This window comes from Methylosoma difficile, assembly GCF_054657615.1.
In genome coordinates this window covers 225,456-242,635 of sequence record NZ_BAAHYJ010000004.1, presented here as the reverse complement: position 1 = coordinate 242,635, position 17,180 = coordinate 225,456, and the positions used below count along the sequence as shown (strand labels likewise).

17 protein-coding genes and 1 pseudogene are annotated in these 17,180 nt (G+C 49.8%); 2 read left to right on the top strand and 16 right to left on the bottom strand.

Features of this window, described 5'->3' with window-relative positions:
• Positions 1-15: 15 nt before the first annotated feature.
• The 16 genes from ACYQ1O_RS12825 to miaB all read right to left on the bottom strand — a co-directional run bounded on the left by ACYQ1O_RS12825 (position 16) and on the right by miaB (position 14,306).
• Positions 16-543: a CvpA family protein gene (locus tag ACYQ1O_RS12825; RefSeq protein ID WP_459992199.1), complete on the bottom strand. Its 528-nt coding sequence runs from the start codon at positions 541-543 to the stop codon at positions 16-18.
• Positions 543-1,292, bottom strand: a complete 750-nt coding sequence (locus ACYQ1O_RS12820) for an SPOR domain-containing protein (RefSeq protein WP_459992197.1) — start codon at positions 1,290-1,292, stop codon at positions 543-545. The genes ACYQ1O_RS12825 and ACYQ1O_RS12820 overlap by 1 nt, the downstream gene beginning before the upstream one ends.
• A complete protein-coding gene (folC, locus tag ACYQ1O_RS12815; protein ID WP_459992195.1) occupies positions 1,289-2,572 on the bottom strand; it encodes a bifunctional tetrahydrofolate synthase/dihydrofolate synthase in 1,284 nt (427 codons plus the stop codon). The genes ACYQ1O_RS12820 and folC overlap by 4 nt, the downstream gene beginning before the upstream one ends.
• Positions 2,573-2,575: 3 nt before the next feature.
• Positions 2,576-3,490: an acetyl-CoA carboxylase, carboxyltransferase subunit beta gene (accD, locus tag ACYQ1O_RS12810; RefSeq protein ID WP_459992193.1), complete on the bottom strand. Its 915-nt coding sequence runs from the start codon at positions 3,488-3,490 to the stop codon at positions 2,576-2,578.
• A 1-nt stretch (position 3,491) separates the two neighbouring features.
• On the bottom strand, positions 3,492-4,301 hold the full coding sequence (gene trpA, locus ACYQ1O_RS12805; protein ID WP_459992191.1) for a tryptophan synthase subunit alpha: 810 nt from the start codon (positions 4,299-4,301) through the stop codon (positions 3,492-3,494).
• On the bottom strand, positions 4,298-5,500 hold the full coding sequence (trpB, locus tag ACYQ1O_RS12800; RefSeq protein ID WP_459992190.1) for a tryptophan synthase subunit beta: 1,203 nt from the start codon (positions 5,498-5,500) through the stop codon (positions 4,298-4,300). The genes trpA and trpB overlap by 4 nt, the downstream gene beginning before the upstream one ends.
• Positions 5,497-6,129 carry a phosphoribosylanthranilate isomerase gene (locus ACYQ1O_RS12795; protein ID WP_459992188.1) on the bottom strand — a complete coding sequence of 211 codons (633 nt, stop codon included), beginning with the start codon at positions 6,127-6,129 and terminating at the stop codon, positions 5,497-5,499. Before ACYQ1O_RS12795 ends, trpB begins: the two co-directional genes overlap by 4 nt.
• 160 nt (positions 6,130-6,289) lie before the next feature.
• Positions 6,290-6,946 carry a DUF2231 domain-containing protein gene (locus ACYQ1O_RS12790; protein ID WP_459992186.1) on the bottom strand — a complete coding sequence of 219 codons (657 nt, stop codon included), beginning with the start codon at positions 6,944-6,946 and terminating at the stop codon, positions 6,290-6,292.
• A gap of 112 nt (positions 6,947-7,058) precedes the next feature.
• Positions 7,059-7,859, bottom strand: a complete 801-nt coding sequence (gene truA / locus ACYQ1O_RS12785; protein WP_459992185.1) for a tRNA pseudouridine(38-40) synthase TruA — start codon at positions 7,857-7,859, stop codon at positions 7,059-7,061.
• 60 nt (positions 7,860-7,919) lie between these two features.
• Positions 7,920-8,498: an NUDIX domain-containing protein gene (locus ACYQ1O_RS12780; protein ID WP_459992183.1), complete on the bottom strand. Its 579-nt coding sequence runs from the start codon at positions 8,496-8,498 to the stop codon at positions 7,920-7,922.
• Positions 8,499-8,691: 193 nt separating this feature from the next.
• Positions 8,692-9,507, bottom strand: a complete 816-nt coding sequence (locus tag ACYQ1O_RS12775) for a hypothetical protein (protein ID WP_459992182.1) — start codon at positions 9,505-9,507, stop codon at positions 8,692-8,694.
• A 75-nt stretch (positions 9,508-9,582) separates the two neighbouring features.
• Positions 9,583-10,632, bottom strand: a complete 1,050-nt coding sequence (gene galE, locus ACYQ1O_RS12770) for a UDP-glucose 4-epimerase GalE (protein ID WP_459992181.1) — start codon at positions 10,630-10,632, stop codon at positions 9,583-9,585.
• Between the two features lie 16 nt (positions 10,633-10,648).
• On the bottom strand, positions 10,649-11,491 hold the full coding sequence (locus ACYQ1O_RS12765) for a CorC family transporter (RefSeq protein WP_459992180.1): 843 nt from the start codon (positions 11,489-11,491) through the stop codon (positions 10,649-10,651).
• Positions 11,488-11,967 (bottom strand): rRNA maturation RNase YbeY, encoded by a 480-nt coding sequence (ybeY, locus tag ACYQ1O_RS12760; RefSeq protein ID WP_459992179.1) that lies wholly within the window; start codon positions 11,965-11,967, stop codon positions 11,488-11,490. The genes ACYQ1O_RS12765 and ybeY overlap by 4 nt, the downstream gene beginning before the upstream one ends.
• Positions 11,964-12,941 carry a PhoH family protein gene (locus ACYQ1O_RS12755; RefSeq protein WP_459992178.1) on the bottom strand — a complete coding sequence of 326 codons (978 nt, stop codon included), beginning with the start codon at positions 12,939-12,941 and terminating at the stop codon, positions 11,964-11,966. The genes ybeY and ACYQ1O_RS12755 overlap by 4 nt, the downstream gene beginning before the upstream one ends.
• Before the next feature lie 9 nt (positions 12,942-12,950).
• Entirely contained in the window at positions 12,951-14,306 is a 1,356-nt protein-coding gene (miaB, locus tag ACYQ1O_RS12750; RefSeq protein WP_459992177.1) for a tRNA (N6-isopentenyl adenosine(37)-C2)-methylthiotransferase MiaB, read from the bottom strand.
• 532 nt (positions 14,307-14,838) lie between these two features.
• Here miaB and ACYQ1O_RS12745 point away from each other — a divergent pair.
• Together ACYQ1O_RS12745 and glpK are read left to right on the top strand one after the other, a co-directional pair.
• A pseudogene (locus ACYQ1O_RS12745) lies at positions 14,839-15,327 on the top strand (LamG domain-containing protein); the annotation flags it as partial.
• A gap of 349 nt (positions 15,328-15,676) precedes the next feature.
• On the top strand, positions 15,677-17,158 hold the full coding sequence (gene glpK / locus ACYQ1O_RS12740; RefSeq protein ID WP_459992175.1) for a glycerol kinase GlpK: 1,482 nt from the start codon (positions 15,677-15,679) through the stop codon (positions 17,156-17,158).
• Positions 17,159-17,180 lie beyond the last annotated feature (22 nt).

Here is a 17,180-nt window from a genome sequence, read left to right as displayed (position 1 = left end):
AGCCTTTTAAAATAGTTAATGAAAATGGGCAAATTTTGCCAATTCTGATGGAAAATTGTTGTTTAACCAAATGGCAACGGCCTGAAAAGGCGGGATCAGTTTGGAATTGCCCCACCACGGTGAACTCGGCAATGCCGATAAGCCCGCTAAAACAATGACCAAATTGACAGCAACCAAACCGTGGCCAATACCCAAAAGCAACCCGCCGATACGGCTTAAAAAAGAGGGTTGTAGGTTATTTATCCATTCACCCAGCAATAAACGGACAACCAGACCGACTATTAATGAACATAAAAATAGCAGTACAAAAGCAGCGGCAATTCGGGCGGATGGATTACTGATATGGGGGGTAAGTACGAAAGCGCAATCCCCACAAAAAAATAAACCCACCATAATGGCTATCAGCCAGCAGACGACAGAAAAACACACGAGGCCAAAACCACGCAGTAAACCTGATAATGCGTAAATGGCGATTAACACTATTATGGTGTAATCAATCCAGATCAACGTATCCAGGTTTATTACAGGGGGATTGTCCAGCATTACTCAGGCAAGAGCATATTAGGTATTTTTAATTGGTCCAGTTTTGCTTTTATGGCTAAAGCGCGTTTTTTGTCCAAACCAGAACCCGCTTTTAGACGGTACAGCGAATCTTTGCTTTCTAAGGTAACAGCGATGCCTTGTTTTTTGAGTGATTCAAACATGGCTTGGGCATTTTCCTTTTTGCTGAAACTTCCTGCCTGAACTGTCCAATGTTGATTGTCTGTGGCTGGTTTTTTGCTGATCGGTTTTAAGGCTGGTGTTGCGGTTGCAACAGCGGGTGCTTTGACGGCAGGGGCAGGTTTGGGTTTGTTTGCAGCTGCTGTGTTGGGTTTGAGTTCGCTAGGCTTGTGGATGGCAATAACGGGTTTGCTGGGTGTTTCTTCCACTTCGCCGGTATCAAGACCATCGGATGGCTCTTCGCCGCCGAAGTCTTCTTCGCCAGGCAATTGGTCAGGTTCAAGGCCGCCATCGGCAGGTGCTTGCAAGTCCGGTGACGCTTTGTTGATGCTATCGGCTGTCAGTGTGTTTGGGTTTGTGCCTTCCGGCATTTTAACGACATCTTCCGCACGATTAGGGAGAGGACTTTCTTCTTCGACCACATCCACCTGATTTTCCGGGATTGCCAATTCGCTTACCGATTGTCCGCTGTTATCAATGGGGTCATCAAACAGCATGGGGACAAAGATTGCTGCCAGAGCGGTCACGACGATTGCGCCAATTATTCGTTGTTTTAACTCTTGTGTCATCATTTAGTCAACTCACCTTGTTCAAATTCATGGAGGCATTCAGATATTAAAAAGAAAGAACCGAAAACCAGCAGCAGGTCTTCGGGTTGCGCCCGTTTTTTTGCAGCTTGGAACGCCTCGGCAAAGCCGTTGAAACCAAAGGATACCTTGAGCGTAGACGTTTGTAAAAAAATCTCACGCATCAAGTCTTCAGAGGCCGCCCGTGGATTGTTGAGCGGCACAAAATACCAATCTTCAATGAGCGGACTGATAATTTCCACCACGCCGGCGATGTCTTTGTCTTTCATCATCGAAAAAACGGCGTGAATTTTACGGTTTGGAAAATGTGTTTGCAGATATTCTGCCAAAGTGCTGATAGCTTCAGGATTGTGTCCAACATCCAGCAACACGGGAATGCCTTGATTGGTAATTAGCTGGAAACGTCCCGGCAATTGCGTCTGCATCAGGCCGCTTTTTATAGCTGTTTCGGATACCGGCAAGTGGCTTTGCAATTGCATTATTGCACACAGCGCGCTGGCAGCGTTACGGTATTGATGTTCGCCTTTGAGCGAGGGTTCGGGCAGTTGTACAAGTTGTTGCCCTTGCCCGATCCATTGCCAGTAGCCCTGTTCTTGTTGGTAGCTGAAATCTTTATCAATCAGCAATGCATCGGCCTGTTTTTCTGCAATGACAGCCAAAACAGATTCCGGCGGTTGCGGATCCCCCACTATGGCGGGTGTGTGGGGACGGAAAACACCGGCTTTTTCACGACCAATTGATTCCCTGTTGTTGCCAAGCCAATTGATGTGGTCGATACCAATGCTGGCGATAATGGCAGCGTCGGCATCGACAATGTTGACAGCATCCAGGCGACCACCAAGGCCGACTTCCAATATTTGGATGTCCAGGCCACTGCGGCTAAAAATATCTAAAGCCGCCAAGGTGCCGAATTCAAAATAGCTTAGCGAGATGTCACCGCGAACCGCTTCAATACGCGAGAAGGCCTCACAAATCAAGTCATCACTGACCTGCTCGCCGTTAATTTTGATGCGCTCGTTATATTTAAGAATATGCGGCGAAGTATAGGCGCCGACTCGATACCCTTGCTGGCGGTAAATGGCTTCCAAATAAGCGACACAAGAACCTTTGCCATTTGTACCGGCGACAGTAACTGTCACTGGTTTGGTACGCTGTGGATTTAACTTGGAATAAACCGCTTCAACGCGGTCTAGTCCTAAGTCGATGGCTAAAGGATGCAGGGTTTCTTGCCAGCTTAGCCAACCTTGCAGGGTATCAAAATGCATTGCTTAGTTGGTTAAAGTCGGTTCGTCAAGGACAGTTGTTTCTGCGGCTGGAATAGCCAAACGTTTACCGGCAGTCAGCATTGCCAAAATATCAGCGATTTTTTCCCGCATGTCACGACGGTCGATAATCATGTCCACTGCACCGTGTTCTTGTAAAAACTCACTGCGTTGGAAGCCTTCCGGTAGTTTTTCGCGCACGGTTTGCTCGATAACGCGAGGTCCCGCAAAGCCGATTAAGGCATTCGGTTCGGCGACATTAATATCACCGAGCATAGCCAAACTGGCTGAAACACCACCCATGGTCGGGTCGGTCAAAATGGAAATGAACGGAATGCCGTTGTCCGATAGTTTGGTTAAGGCCGCGCTGGTTTTTGCCATTTGAAACAAAGAGAACAAGGATTCTTGCATACGCGCACCGCCACTGGCAGTGAAGACGATGAACGGAATACCCAATTCTAGGCTTTTGTTGACACCACGTACAAAGCGTTCGCCAACAACCGAACCCATAGAGCCGCCCATAAAGCTAAAATCAAAAGCAGCAACGACAACATCTTGACCATGCAGCTGGCCTTTCATGACGATTAAGGCATCGGTTTCTTTGGTTTGCTTTTGCGCGGCGAGCAGACGGTCTTTGTATTTTTTAGTGTCTTTAAATTTCAGCGGATCAGTTGGTTTGATGTTTTTACCGATTTCTAAACGATCCCCTTCATCCAAAAACAAGTCCAAACGTGTGCGGGCAGAAATGCGCATGTGGTGGTCGCATTTTGGGCAGACGCTGTGGTTTTTTTCCAGCTCGGAATTGTACAAAATGGCATTGCAGTCATCGCACTTGTTCCACAAGCCTTCCGGCACAGTGGCTTTTTTGACGCTGGCATCCGTTTTGATGAAAGCAGGGCGCAGTTTTTCTAACCAACTCATTTTAAACTCCGTTGTCCATTGCTTGGCGCATGGATGCTAACAATTCAATAATTTCTTTTTTGGCTTGTTCAGGGCTATCCAGATTCGCTTCGATTTTGCTGATTAAGGCGCTACCGACAACGACGCCATCGCCTAAATCGGAAATCATTTTGGCGGTTTCAGCATCTTTCACGCCGAAACCGATAGCGACAGGCAAGCCGGTGTTGGCGCGCAATTCTTCAAGCTTGGTTTTGACATCTTCTATATTTAAGTGGCCTGCACCAGTTACACCTTTTAGCGACACATAATACAAATAGCCGCTACCGACAGCGTCCATTTTTTGAATTCGTTCAGCGCTACTGTTCGGTGCCAGCAAAAAGATGGAGTCGATGTCACGGGCTTTCAAAAAGGCTGCACATTGTTCGCCTTCTTCAGGTGGCAAATCGACGGTTAATACGCCATCCACCTCAGCACGGGCGGCGGCGTTGGCAAATTCTTCATAGCCCATCGCTTCAATCGGGTTTAAATATCCCATTAGCACAACAGGGGTATGTTGGTTGGTACGGCGGAATTCCATCGCTACCGCCAAGGTGCGGCGTAAGCTCATTTTGTGCGCCAAAGCACGTTCACTGGCACGTTGTATGACCGGGCCATCCGCCATAGGGTCTGAAAACGGTACGCCTAATTCGATGACATCAACACCGGCTTCGACCATCGCGTGCATCATCGGCACGGTAAATTCTGGGTAAGGGTCGCCCGCCGTGATGAATGGCACTAAGGCTTTGCGGCCTGTTTGGCTTAAAGTTTCAAAAGTTTTGGCTAATCGGCTCACAGTTCTATTCCTTCACGTCTTGCCATGGTTTGCATGTCTTTGTCGCCACGACCGGACAAATTGATAATCATGATTTCATCTTGGCTCATGGTCGGTGCAAGTTTCATCGCATAAGCCATCGCGTGGCTGGATTCCAGTGCAGGAATGATGCCTTCCATACGGGTCAGCGCGTAGAAACCGTCTAGGGCTTCGTTGTCGGTAATGCTGACATAGTTGGCGCGCCCCGTGTCTTTCAGCCAAGAATGCTCTGGGCCTACGCCGGGGTAATCTAAGCCTGCGGAAATGGAATGGGTTTCGATGATTTCGCCATCGTCATCCGCCATTAAGTAAGTGCGGTTGCCGTGTAGTACGCCAGGGCGGCCTGCGGATAACGGCGCCGAGTGGCGACCTGTTTCGATACCATCACCCGCAGCTTCAACACCATACATGGCGACTGATTTATCGTCGATAAACGGATAGAACAAGCCGATAGCGTTAGAGCCACCGCCAACGCAAGCGACTAAGGCATCTGGTAAACGTCCTGTGGCATCCAAGCATTGTTGTTTGGATTCACGACCGATAATCGATTGGAAATCTCGCACCATGGCAGGGTAGGGGTGTGGGCCTGCGACGGTACCGATGATGTAGAAGGTGTTATCGACGTTAGTTACCCAATCACGCAAGGCTTCGTTGAGCGCATCTTTCAGGGTTTTTGAGCCAGATTCGACGGCGACAACTTTTGCACCCAGCAATTTCATGCGGTAAACGTTTAAGGATTGCCGCGCGACATCGACGGCGCCCATGTAAACCACGCATTCCAAACCCAAACGCGCGGCGACGGTAGCGGTAGCCACGCCATGTTGGCCTGCCCCAGTCTCGGCGATGATGCGAGTTTTGCCCATCCGTTTCGCCAGTAGAGCTTGACCGATGGTGTTGTTGATTTTGTGCGAACCCGTGTGGTTAAGGTCTTCACGTTTGAGATAAATCTGTGCGCCGCCTAATTCGCGGCTCCAGCGTTCGGCATGGTACAAAGGCGAAGGTCGACCGACATAATATTGCATATCGCGGTCAAGTTCGGCGATAAAGTCAGGATCGTCCAAATAACGTTGGTAAGCGGCGTTCAGTTCCTGAATCGGTGGAATCAGGGTTTCAGCAACGAACATTCCGCCGTAAGGGCCAAAATGTCCGCGTTCATCGGGCATGGTGTATTTTTCTGTCATATTATTATTGTATCCCCTTGAGTAACTTCCTTTAAAAACGCACGCATTTTTTGCGCATCTTTAATACCTTTTTCAGCTTCTACGCCGCTGCTGACATCCAGCGCATAAGGCTTGACCGCTTTTACGGCTTGCTGGGCGTTGTCGGCATCCAAACCGCCCGCCAGAATAATCGGCAACGCGCAATCGTTTGGGATCAATGCCCAATCAAATTGGTTGCCCGTGCCGCCCTTGGCATTTGGATGGTAAGCATCTAGCAACAAACCATCTGCATCATGATAATCGCGTGCCAGCTGGTGGACGTCTGTGCCTTCCCGCATACGAATGGCTTTGATGTAGCGTTTGCCATACAAGCGGCATTGTTCCGGCGTTTCGTCGCCGTGGAACTGCAAACAATCAATCGGCACTTTTGCCAGCACTTCGCGTATCTGCGCTGCTTCGGCATCCACAAACAAACCCACCACGGTGGTAAAAGCGGGCAGGGCGTTGACGATATTGGCGGCTTGGGCAATGTCGATATGACGCGGGCTGGGCGGGTAAAACACCAAACCGATGGCATCTGCACCCAAGCGTGCGGCTGCTACCGCATCCTCGGTACGGGTAAAACCGCAAATTTTAACGCGAGTTCGCATAAAGTGGCTAGGACAATTCTTTAAAAAATCAAACGCATTAGGTTAACACAAATCAGGGCAAAAAATTTTATGGATGTAACAAAATCAATTGCTGGCGCTTGAGTAAGGTTTTAGCTCACCAAAATAAATGGCTTACTTTAGTGTTAACGGCTTAACAAAATTAATGTGAATGCTCTGGTATGGCTTCGTGGTCATGATGGTGATGATGCTCGTGTTCAGGCATCGGTTGGCTGTCTAGGCTGGCTGTTGGTTTAACCGACACACCGTAGTGGTAAACCATCAATCCGCCTAAGTCAGCACCGAAAGCCAAAATGGTACACAGCAAGGCCGATAAGATCAGGAAGAAGACGTTGGCTGCACCTTCGGCGATGCCCCGCCGTAACCGCCAAGCCGATAAGCCTGCTGAAAGTGACAATACCGAAATGCCCAGTTGTTCGTGCCGCTCCATGATGGCGTGGACGTTGTCGCCGTGGGCGACTGAATCGGCGGCGATAAAACCCGCTAAAACGGTAAAGGCAGCGCCGATAGTACCCAAATACAGCAAGCCGCTGGCGAGTTGCCGCCAATGCGGATTTTTCGCCCATGTGCCTAATGCATCGACTGCAAAAAATGCACAGAGGAAGGCAATAGGAAAATGCACCAGTAACGGGTGGATATTGTCCATGCCCGCGATTCCGGGCAGGAGTGCTTGGAATGCGCCGCCGGAGCCTTGGGTGCTGATACCCTCAAAAAAGGCCAGTAGGGTGGAAAGGGTTTCGATGAGGCCGCCGCCGTGGTCAGCGCCGCCGTGAATTTGGAATGCGAGGTAATGGTTCATAAGTGTTGGGTGATTGCAGGCAAAAAAGTAATCTACTTGATATTTGTACGATTGCAAACCGCAAAAAGCGTGCGCTTACGATTTCAAAGGGTTTGGGGCTTGCTGCCGCTTGTTAATCAAAACGTTTCGCGTCTCTGGGCAGTTTGGCAAAAATGGGATGGGTGTTTAAGCCATAATGGGCAGGATAGCAAACGCCGCCCAGATACAAGCCTTCAGGCGGTGCGGTACGGGCGGCTTGTTTGCGGTCTTTGACGGCGAGCAAATGGCTTGTCCAATCCGTCGGTTGTTTTCCCGAACCGACTTCCATCAGCACGCCGGCAATGTTTCTGACCATGTGGTGCAAAAAGGCGTTGGCGGAAATGTCCATGATGACTTGATCGCCTTGCCGGTACACTTCAATGAAATGCATTAGCCGGTTTGGGCTTTTCGATTCGCAGCTTTGTGCGCGGAACGAGGTGAAATCGTGTTCGCCAATCAGGTGTTGCGCGGCTTGGTGCATTTTTTCGGCATCTAAAGGCGGGTAGCACCAGGTGCTTTGTTGGTAAAGCAAAGCCGATTTGATGGGGCGATTACAGATGACATAACGGTAAAAGCGGGCGATGGCGCTATAGCGGGCGTGGAAATCGCCAATTGCCGGTTGCGCCCATAAAATGCGCACGTCATCCGGCAAATGGCTGTTGCCGCCCAGTAGCCAGGCTTGCATAGGGCGTTCGGCCTCGGTATCGAAATGGATGATTTGCTCCAGTGCATGTACGCCGGCATCGGTGCGCCCCGCGCATTGCACTTGTAGGGGATGGGCGGCAATCTTACTGAGCGCCCGCTCTAAAGTTTGTTGGATGCTGTTGGCATGGGCTTGTGCTTGCCAGCCGTGGTAGTGGCTGCCGTTGTATTCAATTCCTAAGATAATTCGCATGGATGGGGTAGGGTGTCGTGCGGGTGCTTGGGCAATTGCCGTTACCCGTGGCAAGAAAGTTTACAGATTAACGATGGCAAGCAAAGGATGTTGGTTTTTCTTCAGCCAATGGACAGCCATTAACACGCCAACCACCGTCAGGCTGTCTTTGACTTCATTGTTATAAACCTTGTCCACCAATTCCGCGAAGGGGATGCGCCGGACTTCCAGTTCTTCGGTTTCTTCGGGTTCGGATTCGCCAAAGCTGAGGTCTGTCGCGACAAAAATGTAAGCGCGTTCATTGGTAATGGAGTTGCTGGTATGGAATTCGTAAATCATCTGCCAGTGTTCGGCGCTAATGCCGGTTTCTTCAAGCAGTTCACGCTGCGCCGAAGCTAGCAACGTAGCGGCCTTGCTGCCGCCGCCTTCTGGGATTTCCCAGCTGTATTCTTGTAGGGGAAAGCGATATTGCCCAACGATGTAGGTATAACCTTCGTCATCAATCGGCACGATGCCGATGGCCCAATTTTTAAAATCGACCGTGGTGTAGATGCCGTTAGTGCCGGTGGGGGTGATGACGTCGTGGTGGTCTATGCGTATCCACGGTGTTTCGTGGACCAGTTTTTCGGTCAGAATTTTCCAAGGGCCGCGCGTGGTCATAGCTGTTTTCCTAAAATGGCGTGGGAGTTCGGTGATCTGCGCCACATCATAGACGTTGCAGGATTATCTGCCAACTTGCCTAGAAAGGTTTGAACGGTATGAACAAAAAAGCGCAGGCCAAGATAGCATGGCCTGCGCTTTTTTGATCGGGCTGGCGGAAAAATTACCGCCAGCAAGACATGGGCAGAAAGTCCTAGGCGATGGTGAGGCCGCTATTGCTGTCGCTAGGCGCGAGGCCGATCAGATCAATGTTGCCACCTGCTTCAGCGATGGTAATGGGCGGCGCTATGTTGCAGATAGGAAAGTCAAATAGGCATGGAGGTGGGAGTACGCAGAGCGAGTAAATCAAGGGTTCTGGTAATTCAGTCAACGGTAACGGATCCCAAGATAAATCGATACAAACAATGGGTTCAATGATGTCGATACACACAATAGGGTCGGTGACAGCGATGACTTCTAAACCAGGGTCGATATAAGTCTCGGTGCCTTCTTCGGGTGTGGGTTGATTTTCATCGGCTGGCGTGTTGTTGTCGGTTTCCGGTTCAACAGCTTGTTCTTCAGTGCCAATCCATTCAATAGGGTCCAATGAAATAATGTGATCGATAAAGGGGCCGATAATAATAGGCGGGTAAGCAATCCATTCTATAGGGTCTATTGATATGATCGGGTCGATAATAGGGTCAACAACAAAAACCGGTAAATTTCCTTCATCAGTAGCGGGTGTTTCATTCGAGTCACCGCTGCCGATGGTTTCGGCAATGTCAGTGTTGTCAATTTCGTCAGAAACTGTTGAGGCTTCTGGAGCAATACCCCATTCAAAACTGGCGGGCGCATTAACCATCGTCACAATGGCTGCAATTGCAACGGGTTCCGTGCCATTGACGTTTTCTGTCGGTTGTTCGACGGGCGCGTTGTCTATTAAGTTGATGACTTGCAGGCTGATATTGTCATGGGTATTGGCGGTTTGCCCATCAATCAAGTCAAGCGGGCTTTGGGTTTGGATTGCCATGTTGATTCCTTGCGAAAAAAAACGGGATAAATTGTTTTGCGATTATAAATACCCAGTATGTAGAAACGATTAATTTTACTGGTAACCCTGCGGATTTTTGGTTTGCCAAGCCCACGTGTCGGCAACCATATCGTCCAAGGTTTTTTCCACTTGCCAGTCCAGTTCTTGTAAGGCCAAGGACGGGTCGGCAAAAAACTCGGCCAAATCGCCTGCCCGTCGGGGGGCGATTTTATAATTGATGGTTTGTCCGGTGACGCGTTCGAAGGCTTTGACCATGTCCAGTACGCTGTAGCCTTTGCCCGCACCCAAGTTGTAGGCTTGACAGCCGCCTGCCGCAAACTTGTCACTTTGTAAGGCGGTAATGGCTTTGATGTGGCCTTTAACCAAATCGACGACGTGGATATAGTCACGGATGCCGGTGCCGTCGGGTGTTGGGTAGTCATCGCCAAATACCGACAATTGCGCCAGTTTGCCGATGGCGACTTGCGAGACATAAGGCATCAGGTTGTTGGGGATGCCGTTGGGGTCTTCGCCGATCAGGCCACTGGCGTGTGCGCCAATCGGGTTGAAGTAGCGCAACAAGGCGATTTTCCAGGGATTTTCAGGTTTTACCAATTGATCTGCTGCCGAGACATCGCGGAGCATATCTTCGATCATCGCCTTGGTACGCCCGTAAGGGTTGATGGGCGACAGCGGAAAATGTTCGACGTATTGCACGGACGGCGGTTCGCCATAAACGGTTGCCGAAGAACTGAACACCAGTTGTTTGACATTGGCTTGCTGCATGGCTTCAATCAACACCATGCTGCCGTAGACGTTGTTTTCGTAGTAGCGCAGCGGTTGTTGGCAGGATTCGCCCACGGCTTTCAAACCGGCAAAATGGATGACGGTGTCGATGGCTTCTTGCTCAAAAATGTTGGCGAGGGCAAGCGGGTCGCGGATGTCCGCTTGATAGAATTGCAGGGTTTTGCCGGTGATTTGTTGCACCCGGGCTAGGGCTTCGCTTTTACTGTTGCAAAGGTTGTCAACCACGACGACGTTAAAACCTGCCTGCAACAATTCCACACAGGCATGGCTGCCAATGTAGCCTGCACCGCCAGTCACCAACACTGTTTGGCTGTTCATGCGATTTCCGCCTAGGTTATTTACTCAGTTTAAGTTTTAACAGATGAACGCGACGGTTATCTGCCCGGATGACCTCAAAACGTAACTTATCAACCACCAAGGTTTCGCCTTTTTTGGGCATATGGCCTAGTTGGCTGACGATAAATCCGCCTATTGTGTCGTATTCGTCAGAAGCCAGCTCGGTACTAAACTGTTCGTCGAATTCTTCAATGGGCGTTAAAGCTTTAATCATGTACTCGTATTCGTTACGCTGGATAATGTAGCTTTCGTCGTCGTGGTCGTCGTGTTCGTCTTCAATTTCGCCGACGATTTGTTCCAGCACGTCCTCAATGGTGACTAATCCCGACGCTTGACCGTATTCGTCAATCACAATCGCCATGTGGTTACCGTTGGTGCGCAGTTCTTTCAGCAACACGTTCAGGCGTTTGCTTTCCGGTACGATGACGGCGGGGCGCATGATGTCACGCACGGTGACTTGTTTGTTTTGAAGTACGTGTGCCAATAGGTCTTTAGCCAACAAGACACCAACCACGTTGCTGCGGTCATCTTCAATCACCGGATAGCGCGAGTGGCAAAATTCAATCACTTGCGGATAAATGCTTTCCAGTGCGGCATCTTGCGAGACCACCACCATTTGTGCGCGCGGGATCATAATATCCCTGACCCGCATTTGCGATACTTGTAGGACGCCTTCAATCATCGACAAGGCGTCGGTATCTAATAGACGTTTTTCGCGGGCTTCCCTTAAGATGTCCAAGAGGTCATCCAAGTCTTGCGGCTCCCCTGTCAGTAAGTGGGTGATTTTGTCGACCCAGCTTCTCTGTGGGGAGTGTCTACTAGGGGGTTGGCCTTCGCTCATGGTGCAGTTACCTGTATATAAGGGTTTTGGATGTTTAGGGAATGGAGGATAGCAATTTCTTTGCTTTCCATGATCTCGGCTTCTTCATCGTCAAGATGGTCGTAGCCCAATAAGTGTAGAACACCATGGACGATGATGTGCGCCCAGTGGTCATTCAGGTTTTTGTGTTGTTCTAGGGCTTCTTTTTCCAGCACCGGCGCGCAGATGACCAGATCCCCCAGCAGATCAGTGTCGATGCCGTCAATGCCTTGCAGCATATCGGGCAGCTCGAACGGAAAGCTTAAAATATTGGTCGGGCCTTGTTTTTGGCGGTATTGGCTGTTGAGTTCGGCGCTTTCTTGCTCATCGACAATACGTACGACGATTTCCGTGTCGGTTTCGAAGCCCGCTAAGGCCGCATCGACCCATTGCTGGATTTGGCTGGCTTCCGGTTGGCCTGCGCTGGAATACACAAGCTGAATGTCGAGATGGTTCATGATGCCGATTTGGCTTGCTTTTCGTAAGCTTCGTAAGCCAGGACGATACGTTGTACCAGCGGATGGCGCACCACGTCACGAGCATTGAAAAAGGTAAAACTGATGCCTTCAATGTCTTTTAAAACTTCCAACACATGGCGCAGACCGGACATTTTTTCGTTAGGCAAGTCGATCTGCGTGACATCGCCGGTGACGACGGCTGTTGAACCAAAACCGACACGCGTCAAGAACATTTTGATTTGCTCAACCGTGGTGTTTTGCGCTTCGTCCAAAATAATGAAGGCATCATTAAGTGTCCGCCCGCGCATAAAGGCCAGTGGTGCTACTTCAATAATGCCTTTGTCGATCATTTTTTCGACCCGCTCATTGCCCAGCATATCGTATAAGGCATCGTACAAAGGCCGTAAATAGGGATCGACTTTTTGCGCCATATCGCCGGGCAAAAAGCCCAGTTTTTCACCGGCTTCAACCGCAGGGCGCACCAGAATGATTTTTCTGACCCGCTCGGTTTGCAAAGCCTCAATGGCGCAAGCCACCGCCAGATAGGTTTTGCCGGTACCGGCCGGACCGACACCAAAATTGATGTCATGCGACATAATCTTTTTCAGGTAATTCTGTTGGTTGGCACCACGGCCTTTAATCATGCCGAATTTGGTTTTAATGCAAATGGGCGGTTGTTCGGTGATGAGAACGGTCTCGCTCAGCAATTGCTCAATGGATGCATCTTGCATCGCCAAATGGATGGCTTCGGCGGTCAGCTCTTCTTTGGCGGTGCTTTCGAACAATTTTTGCATCAGGGCGCACGCGGCTTTAACGGACGGGTCAAGGCCAGTCACTTTAAATTGGTTGCCCCGGTTGGCAATCTCCACTTGCAGACGGTTTTCTATTTGCCGCAAGTGAGTGTCAAGCTGACCGCAGAAATTCGACAAACGGTGGTTGTCGTCGGGGAGTAAAGCGATTTCCAGTGAGATCATCGGCAAGCGTTATTGGTTGACAGCGATTTTGTCGGCATTGGCTTCCACCATGCGACCGCGTAAAGAATTTGGTTGCGCTTCGGTAATGAAGACATCAACAAACTGACCCGCTAGACGCGGATGGCCTATAAAGTTGACCACGCGGTTGTTTTCGGTGCGGCCTTGGATTTGCAGCGGGTTCTTTTTGGAAGGGCCTTCGACCAACACGGTTTGTACGGTGCCGATCATGCCTTGGGCAATGGCGGCCGCCATTTCGTTGATGCGGTTTTGGAAGCGTTCCAAACGTTGTTTTTTGACTGCCATCGGCACGTTGTCTTCCAGCTCGGCAGCCGGTGTGCCGGCGCGCGCGCTGTAGATAAAGCTAAATGACAAATCGAAGCCAATTTGGTTGATGAAATCCATGGTTTCTTCAAATTCTTCATCGGTTTCGCCAGGGAAGCCAATGATAAAATCAGAAGACAGGCAAATATCAGGGCGCACAGCGCGCAATTTGCGGATGGTTTCTATGTAATCGGCGCGGGTATGTCCGCGTTTCATCTTTTTAAGGATGGTGTCAGAACCGCTTTGCACCGGCAAATGTAAATGGTTGACCAATTGCGGGATTTCGGCAAAGGCTTCAATCAGGGCGTCGGTAAATTCCACCGGATGTGAGGTGGTGAAGCGGATGCGTTCGATACCATCAATGGCGGCAACGTAATGCAACAGCAAGGCAAAGTCGGCAATGTCGCCGTCATCCATTACACCCCGATAGGCATTGACGTTTTGCCCCAGCAAATTGACCTCGCGCACACCTTGCTTGGCAAGCGTGCGGATCTCCGCCAATACATCATCCAATGGGCGGCTGATTTCTTCGCCGCGCGTGTAAGGCACCACGCAAAACGTACAGTATTTGCTGCAACCTTCCATGACCGAGACAAAGGCTTTCGGGCCTTCGGCGCGCGGTTCGGGCATGTTGTCGAATTTTTCAATTTCAGGGAAAGAGACATCGACCACGGGTTGCTGTTTGTTGCGGACTTGGTCCAGCAATTGCGGCAAGCGGTGCAAGGTTTGCGGGCCGAAGACAATATCGACAAACGGCGCGCGTTTTTGGATGGCAGAACCTTCTTGGCTGGCGACGCAACCACCTACGCCAATCACGACATCAGGGCGTTTTTCTTTAATCATGCGCCACTGACCGAGTGCCGAAAAGACTTTCTCTTGGGCTTTTTCGCGGATCGAGCAGGTGTTTAGCAACAGCACATCGGCTTGTTTAGGGTCGTCAATCAATTCAAAACCGTGCGAAGCCTGCAATACATCGCGCATTTTGTCAGAATCGTATTCGTTCATCTGACAGCCGTTGGTTTGAATATAAAGTTTTTGTGTCATATTTCCGGTTAATGATGTCAATCTAAAATCTGCCTGGCATCCATGACATAACAGCATAAACTTGGTTGGCAAGCCGCTGTTTTCTACAGGAATGCTAAAGCTGTGTTTGCTTGGCATTATAACCTGAACGTGACTTGAACAGGTAACAGGTGTTTGTTTTTGGCGCGGAACAACAAGCGGCTTATAGCAAGTGTCGGTGTGTTTCAAGGATACAAAACATAAAACATCTGCTTGTTTTGTGCTTAATCTATGGGAATCTGTAGGTTGTGCCAAATTGCTTTTGCGGCATACGTCAGAAGGGTGCGCGATTTGTGCCATAGCCGTTTAAGTTGGCAGGGCTGTTTCGCGAAATAAACCACGGTTACATTTGAAAATCATTGCGGATTGTTTAGCAATGTTTGGCTTAAGGTTCGTTTGCCAGCGTCAAAAAAACTGGTTCAGCTCTGCCGTACCCATACCAAGCGATTGCCAATTGCTAAAATACAAAATCAACTGCCCATAACCCTGTCTTCATGAGCCAGCATCGCTAAATCCCGATAAGGAATGGACGACGGCTTTCTGGATACGGGTGGATAAAGTTACAAATGAGTATTTTTCAATAATCCATAAAGGTGGTGTCTATACAAATTGCTTTCCTAACCGTGAATATTCAGTTTGGCTAAACAATACAAATAACCCCATATTCCAACAAGCTTCCGCCGGAGATGGCAATTGCCAAATTTTTACTGAAAACTCTGCCAACATAACCCCTGGTAAGTGGTTGCATTTTGTTGGGGTTATCAACCGTAACAATCATTTCCAGAAAGTTTATATTAATGGCGAGTTAAATTTAAAAATAGCAGATAGCTATAACAGTTTTAACAATAATAACGAGGACTTGCGTATTGGGTTTCCAGAAGAGACGATTTGGAATAACTTTCCTTTTAAAGGCGCATTAGACGACATCCGTTTTTACAACCGTGCATTGAATGATACTGAAATTCAAAGGCTGTACCGGACTTCACAGCAAGTTAATCTATAGGTGACCGGATATACCCGCCCGACCATAAACTGCACGAACGTTACAACCAACAAATTTGTTGAATTTATTGCCTCTAATGGCCTAAGTAGTACGTTGAATTGCGAACAGAAAGGCTTGGTTATCAATTCTGGCAATGTTGTTAAAATCACTATTAAAGGTGTCGCCCATTAAAGGTTAACCCCCTCCATAAGCCCTATCGCTATCTGGCGAATACCCCGGTGCGGTCTTGCCGCGTAAGCGACGCATTTCAAACTAAGCCTGGTGGGCAACTAGCTTTATTGATGGTGTCGGGTAACGCCCCATCACTTGTTATAATCGCCGCCATCCATTACCAGCCCAAACCTGCACCATGTACATCCTCGCTTTAGATCAAGGCACAAGCAGTTCGCGCAGCCTGTTGTTTGACCAAGATGCCAATCCCGTTGCCATTGCCCAGCGCGAGTTTACGCAATATTTTCCCCAACCGGGCTGGGTGGAACACGATGCCCTAGAAATTTGGCAGAGCCAATTGGCGGTTTGCCAGCAGGTGATGCAAGCATTGAAGATAACAGCCGCCGATATTGCTGGAATCGGTATCACCAACCAGCGCGAAACGACGGTGATTTGGGAACGGGCGACGGGCAAGCCCATTTACAATGCCATCGTTTGGCAAGACAGGCGCACAGCCGAATTTTGCGGGCAATTAAAAGCCGATGGTTATGCCGGGCTGATCCAAGACAAAACCGGCTTGGTATTGGATGCGTATTTTTCTGCCAGTAAAATCCGTTGGCTGCTCGACAATGTGGCGGGTGCCCGCGAGCAGGCCGAACGCGGCGAGTTGGCCTTTGGCACAATTGATACTTGGCTGGTTTGGCAATTGACCGGTGGCGCGTTGCATATCACTGATGTTTCCAATGCTTCGCGTACCATGCTATTTAATATCGATACCTTGCAATGGGATGACCAGCTACTGGATTTGTTCGCCATTCCGGCAGCATTGTTGCCTAGCGTGCAAGCATCCAGCCAAGTTTACGGCACAACACAAAACGCCGATCTGGGCAGCGGCATCCCCATTGCCGCCATGATTGGCGACCAACAAGCGGGCTTATTTGGGCAATTATGTTGGCAAGCGGGCATGGCGAAATGCACTTACGGAACAGGCTGCTTTCTGATGATGAATACCGGCAGGCAGCGGGCGTTATCGCCGCAAGGCTTGTTGAGTACCTTGGCTTGGCAAATTGGCGACGAAGTGGTTTATGCGTTGGAAGGCAGTGTGTTTGTCGGCGGTGCGGTCGTGCAATGGTTGCGTGACGGCTTGGAATTATTTACCCAAGCCAGCGATAGCCAAGCCCTTGCCGAAAGCGTGGACGATAACGGCGGCGTGGTGTTTGTGCCGGCTTTAACGGGGTTGGGTGCACCGCATTGGGATGCGCAGGCGCGCGGTGCTATTTTTGGCATTACCCGTGGCACGAACAAAGCTCATTTAAGCCGCGCCGCCTTAGAAAGTATTGCCTATCAAGTCAACGACTTGCTGGACGCGTTCAGCACCGACAGCGGCAAACCCATACACCAATTGCGCATTGATGGCGGTGCGGCGATGAATAATCTGCTGGCGCAATTTCAGGCTGATATTGCCGACATTCCCGTCGTGCGCCCTCTGCAATTGGAATCAACCGCGCAAGGGGCCGCTTATTTGGCGGGCATTGCCGTAGGGTTGTGGCGACTCGATCAATTGCAAGAAAAGGGGCAGACCGACCAAATTTTTAACGGCAATTTTACGCCGGAAAAACGGGCCGCCTTAAGGCAGCAGTGGCTTAAGGCGGTGGACAGGGCCAAAAATTGGCTTGAATGAAGCCGAACCGAATCCACTTTGT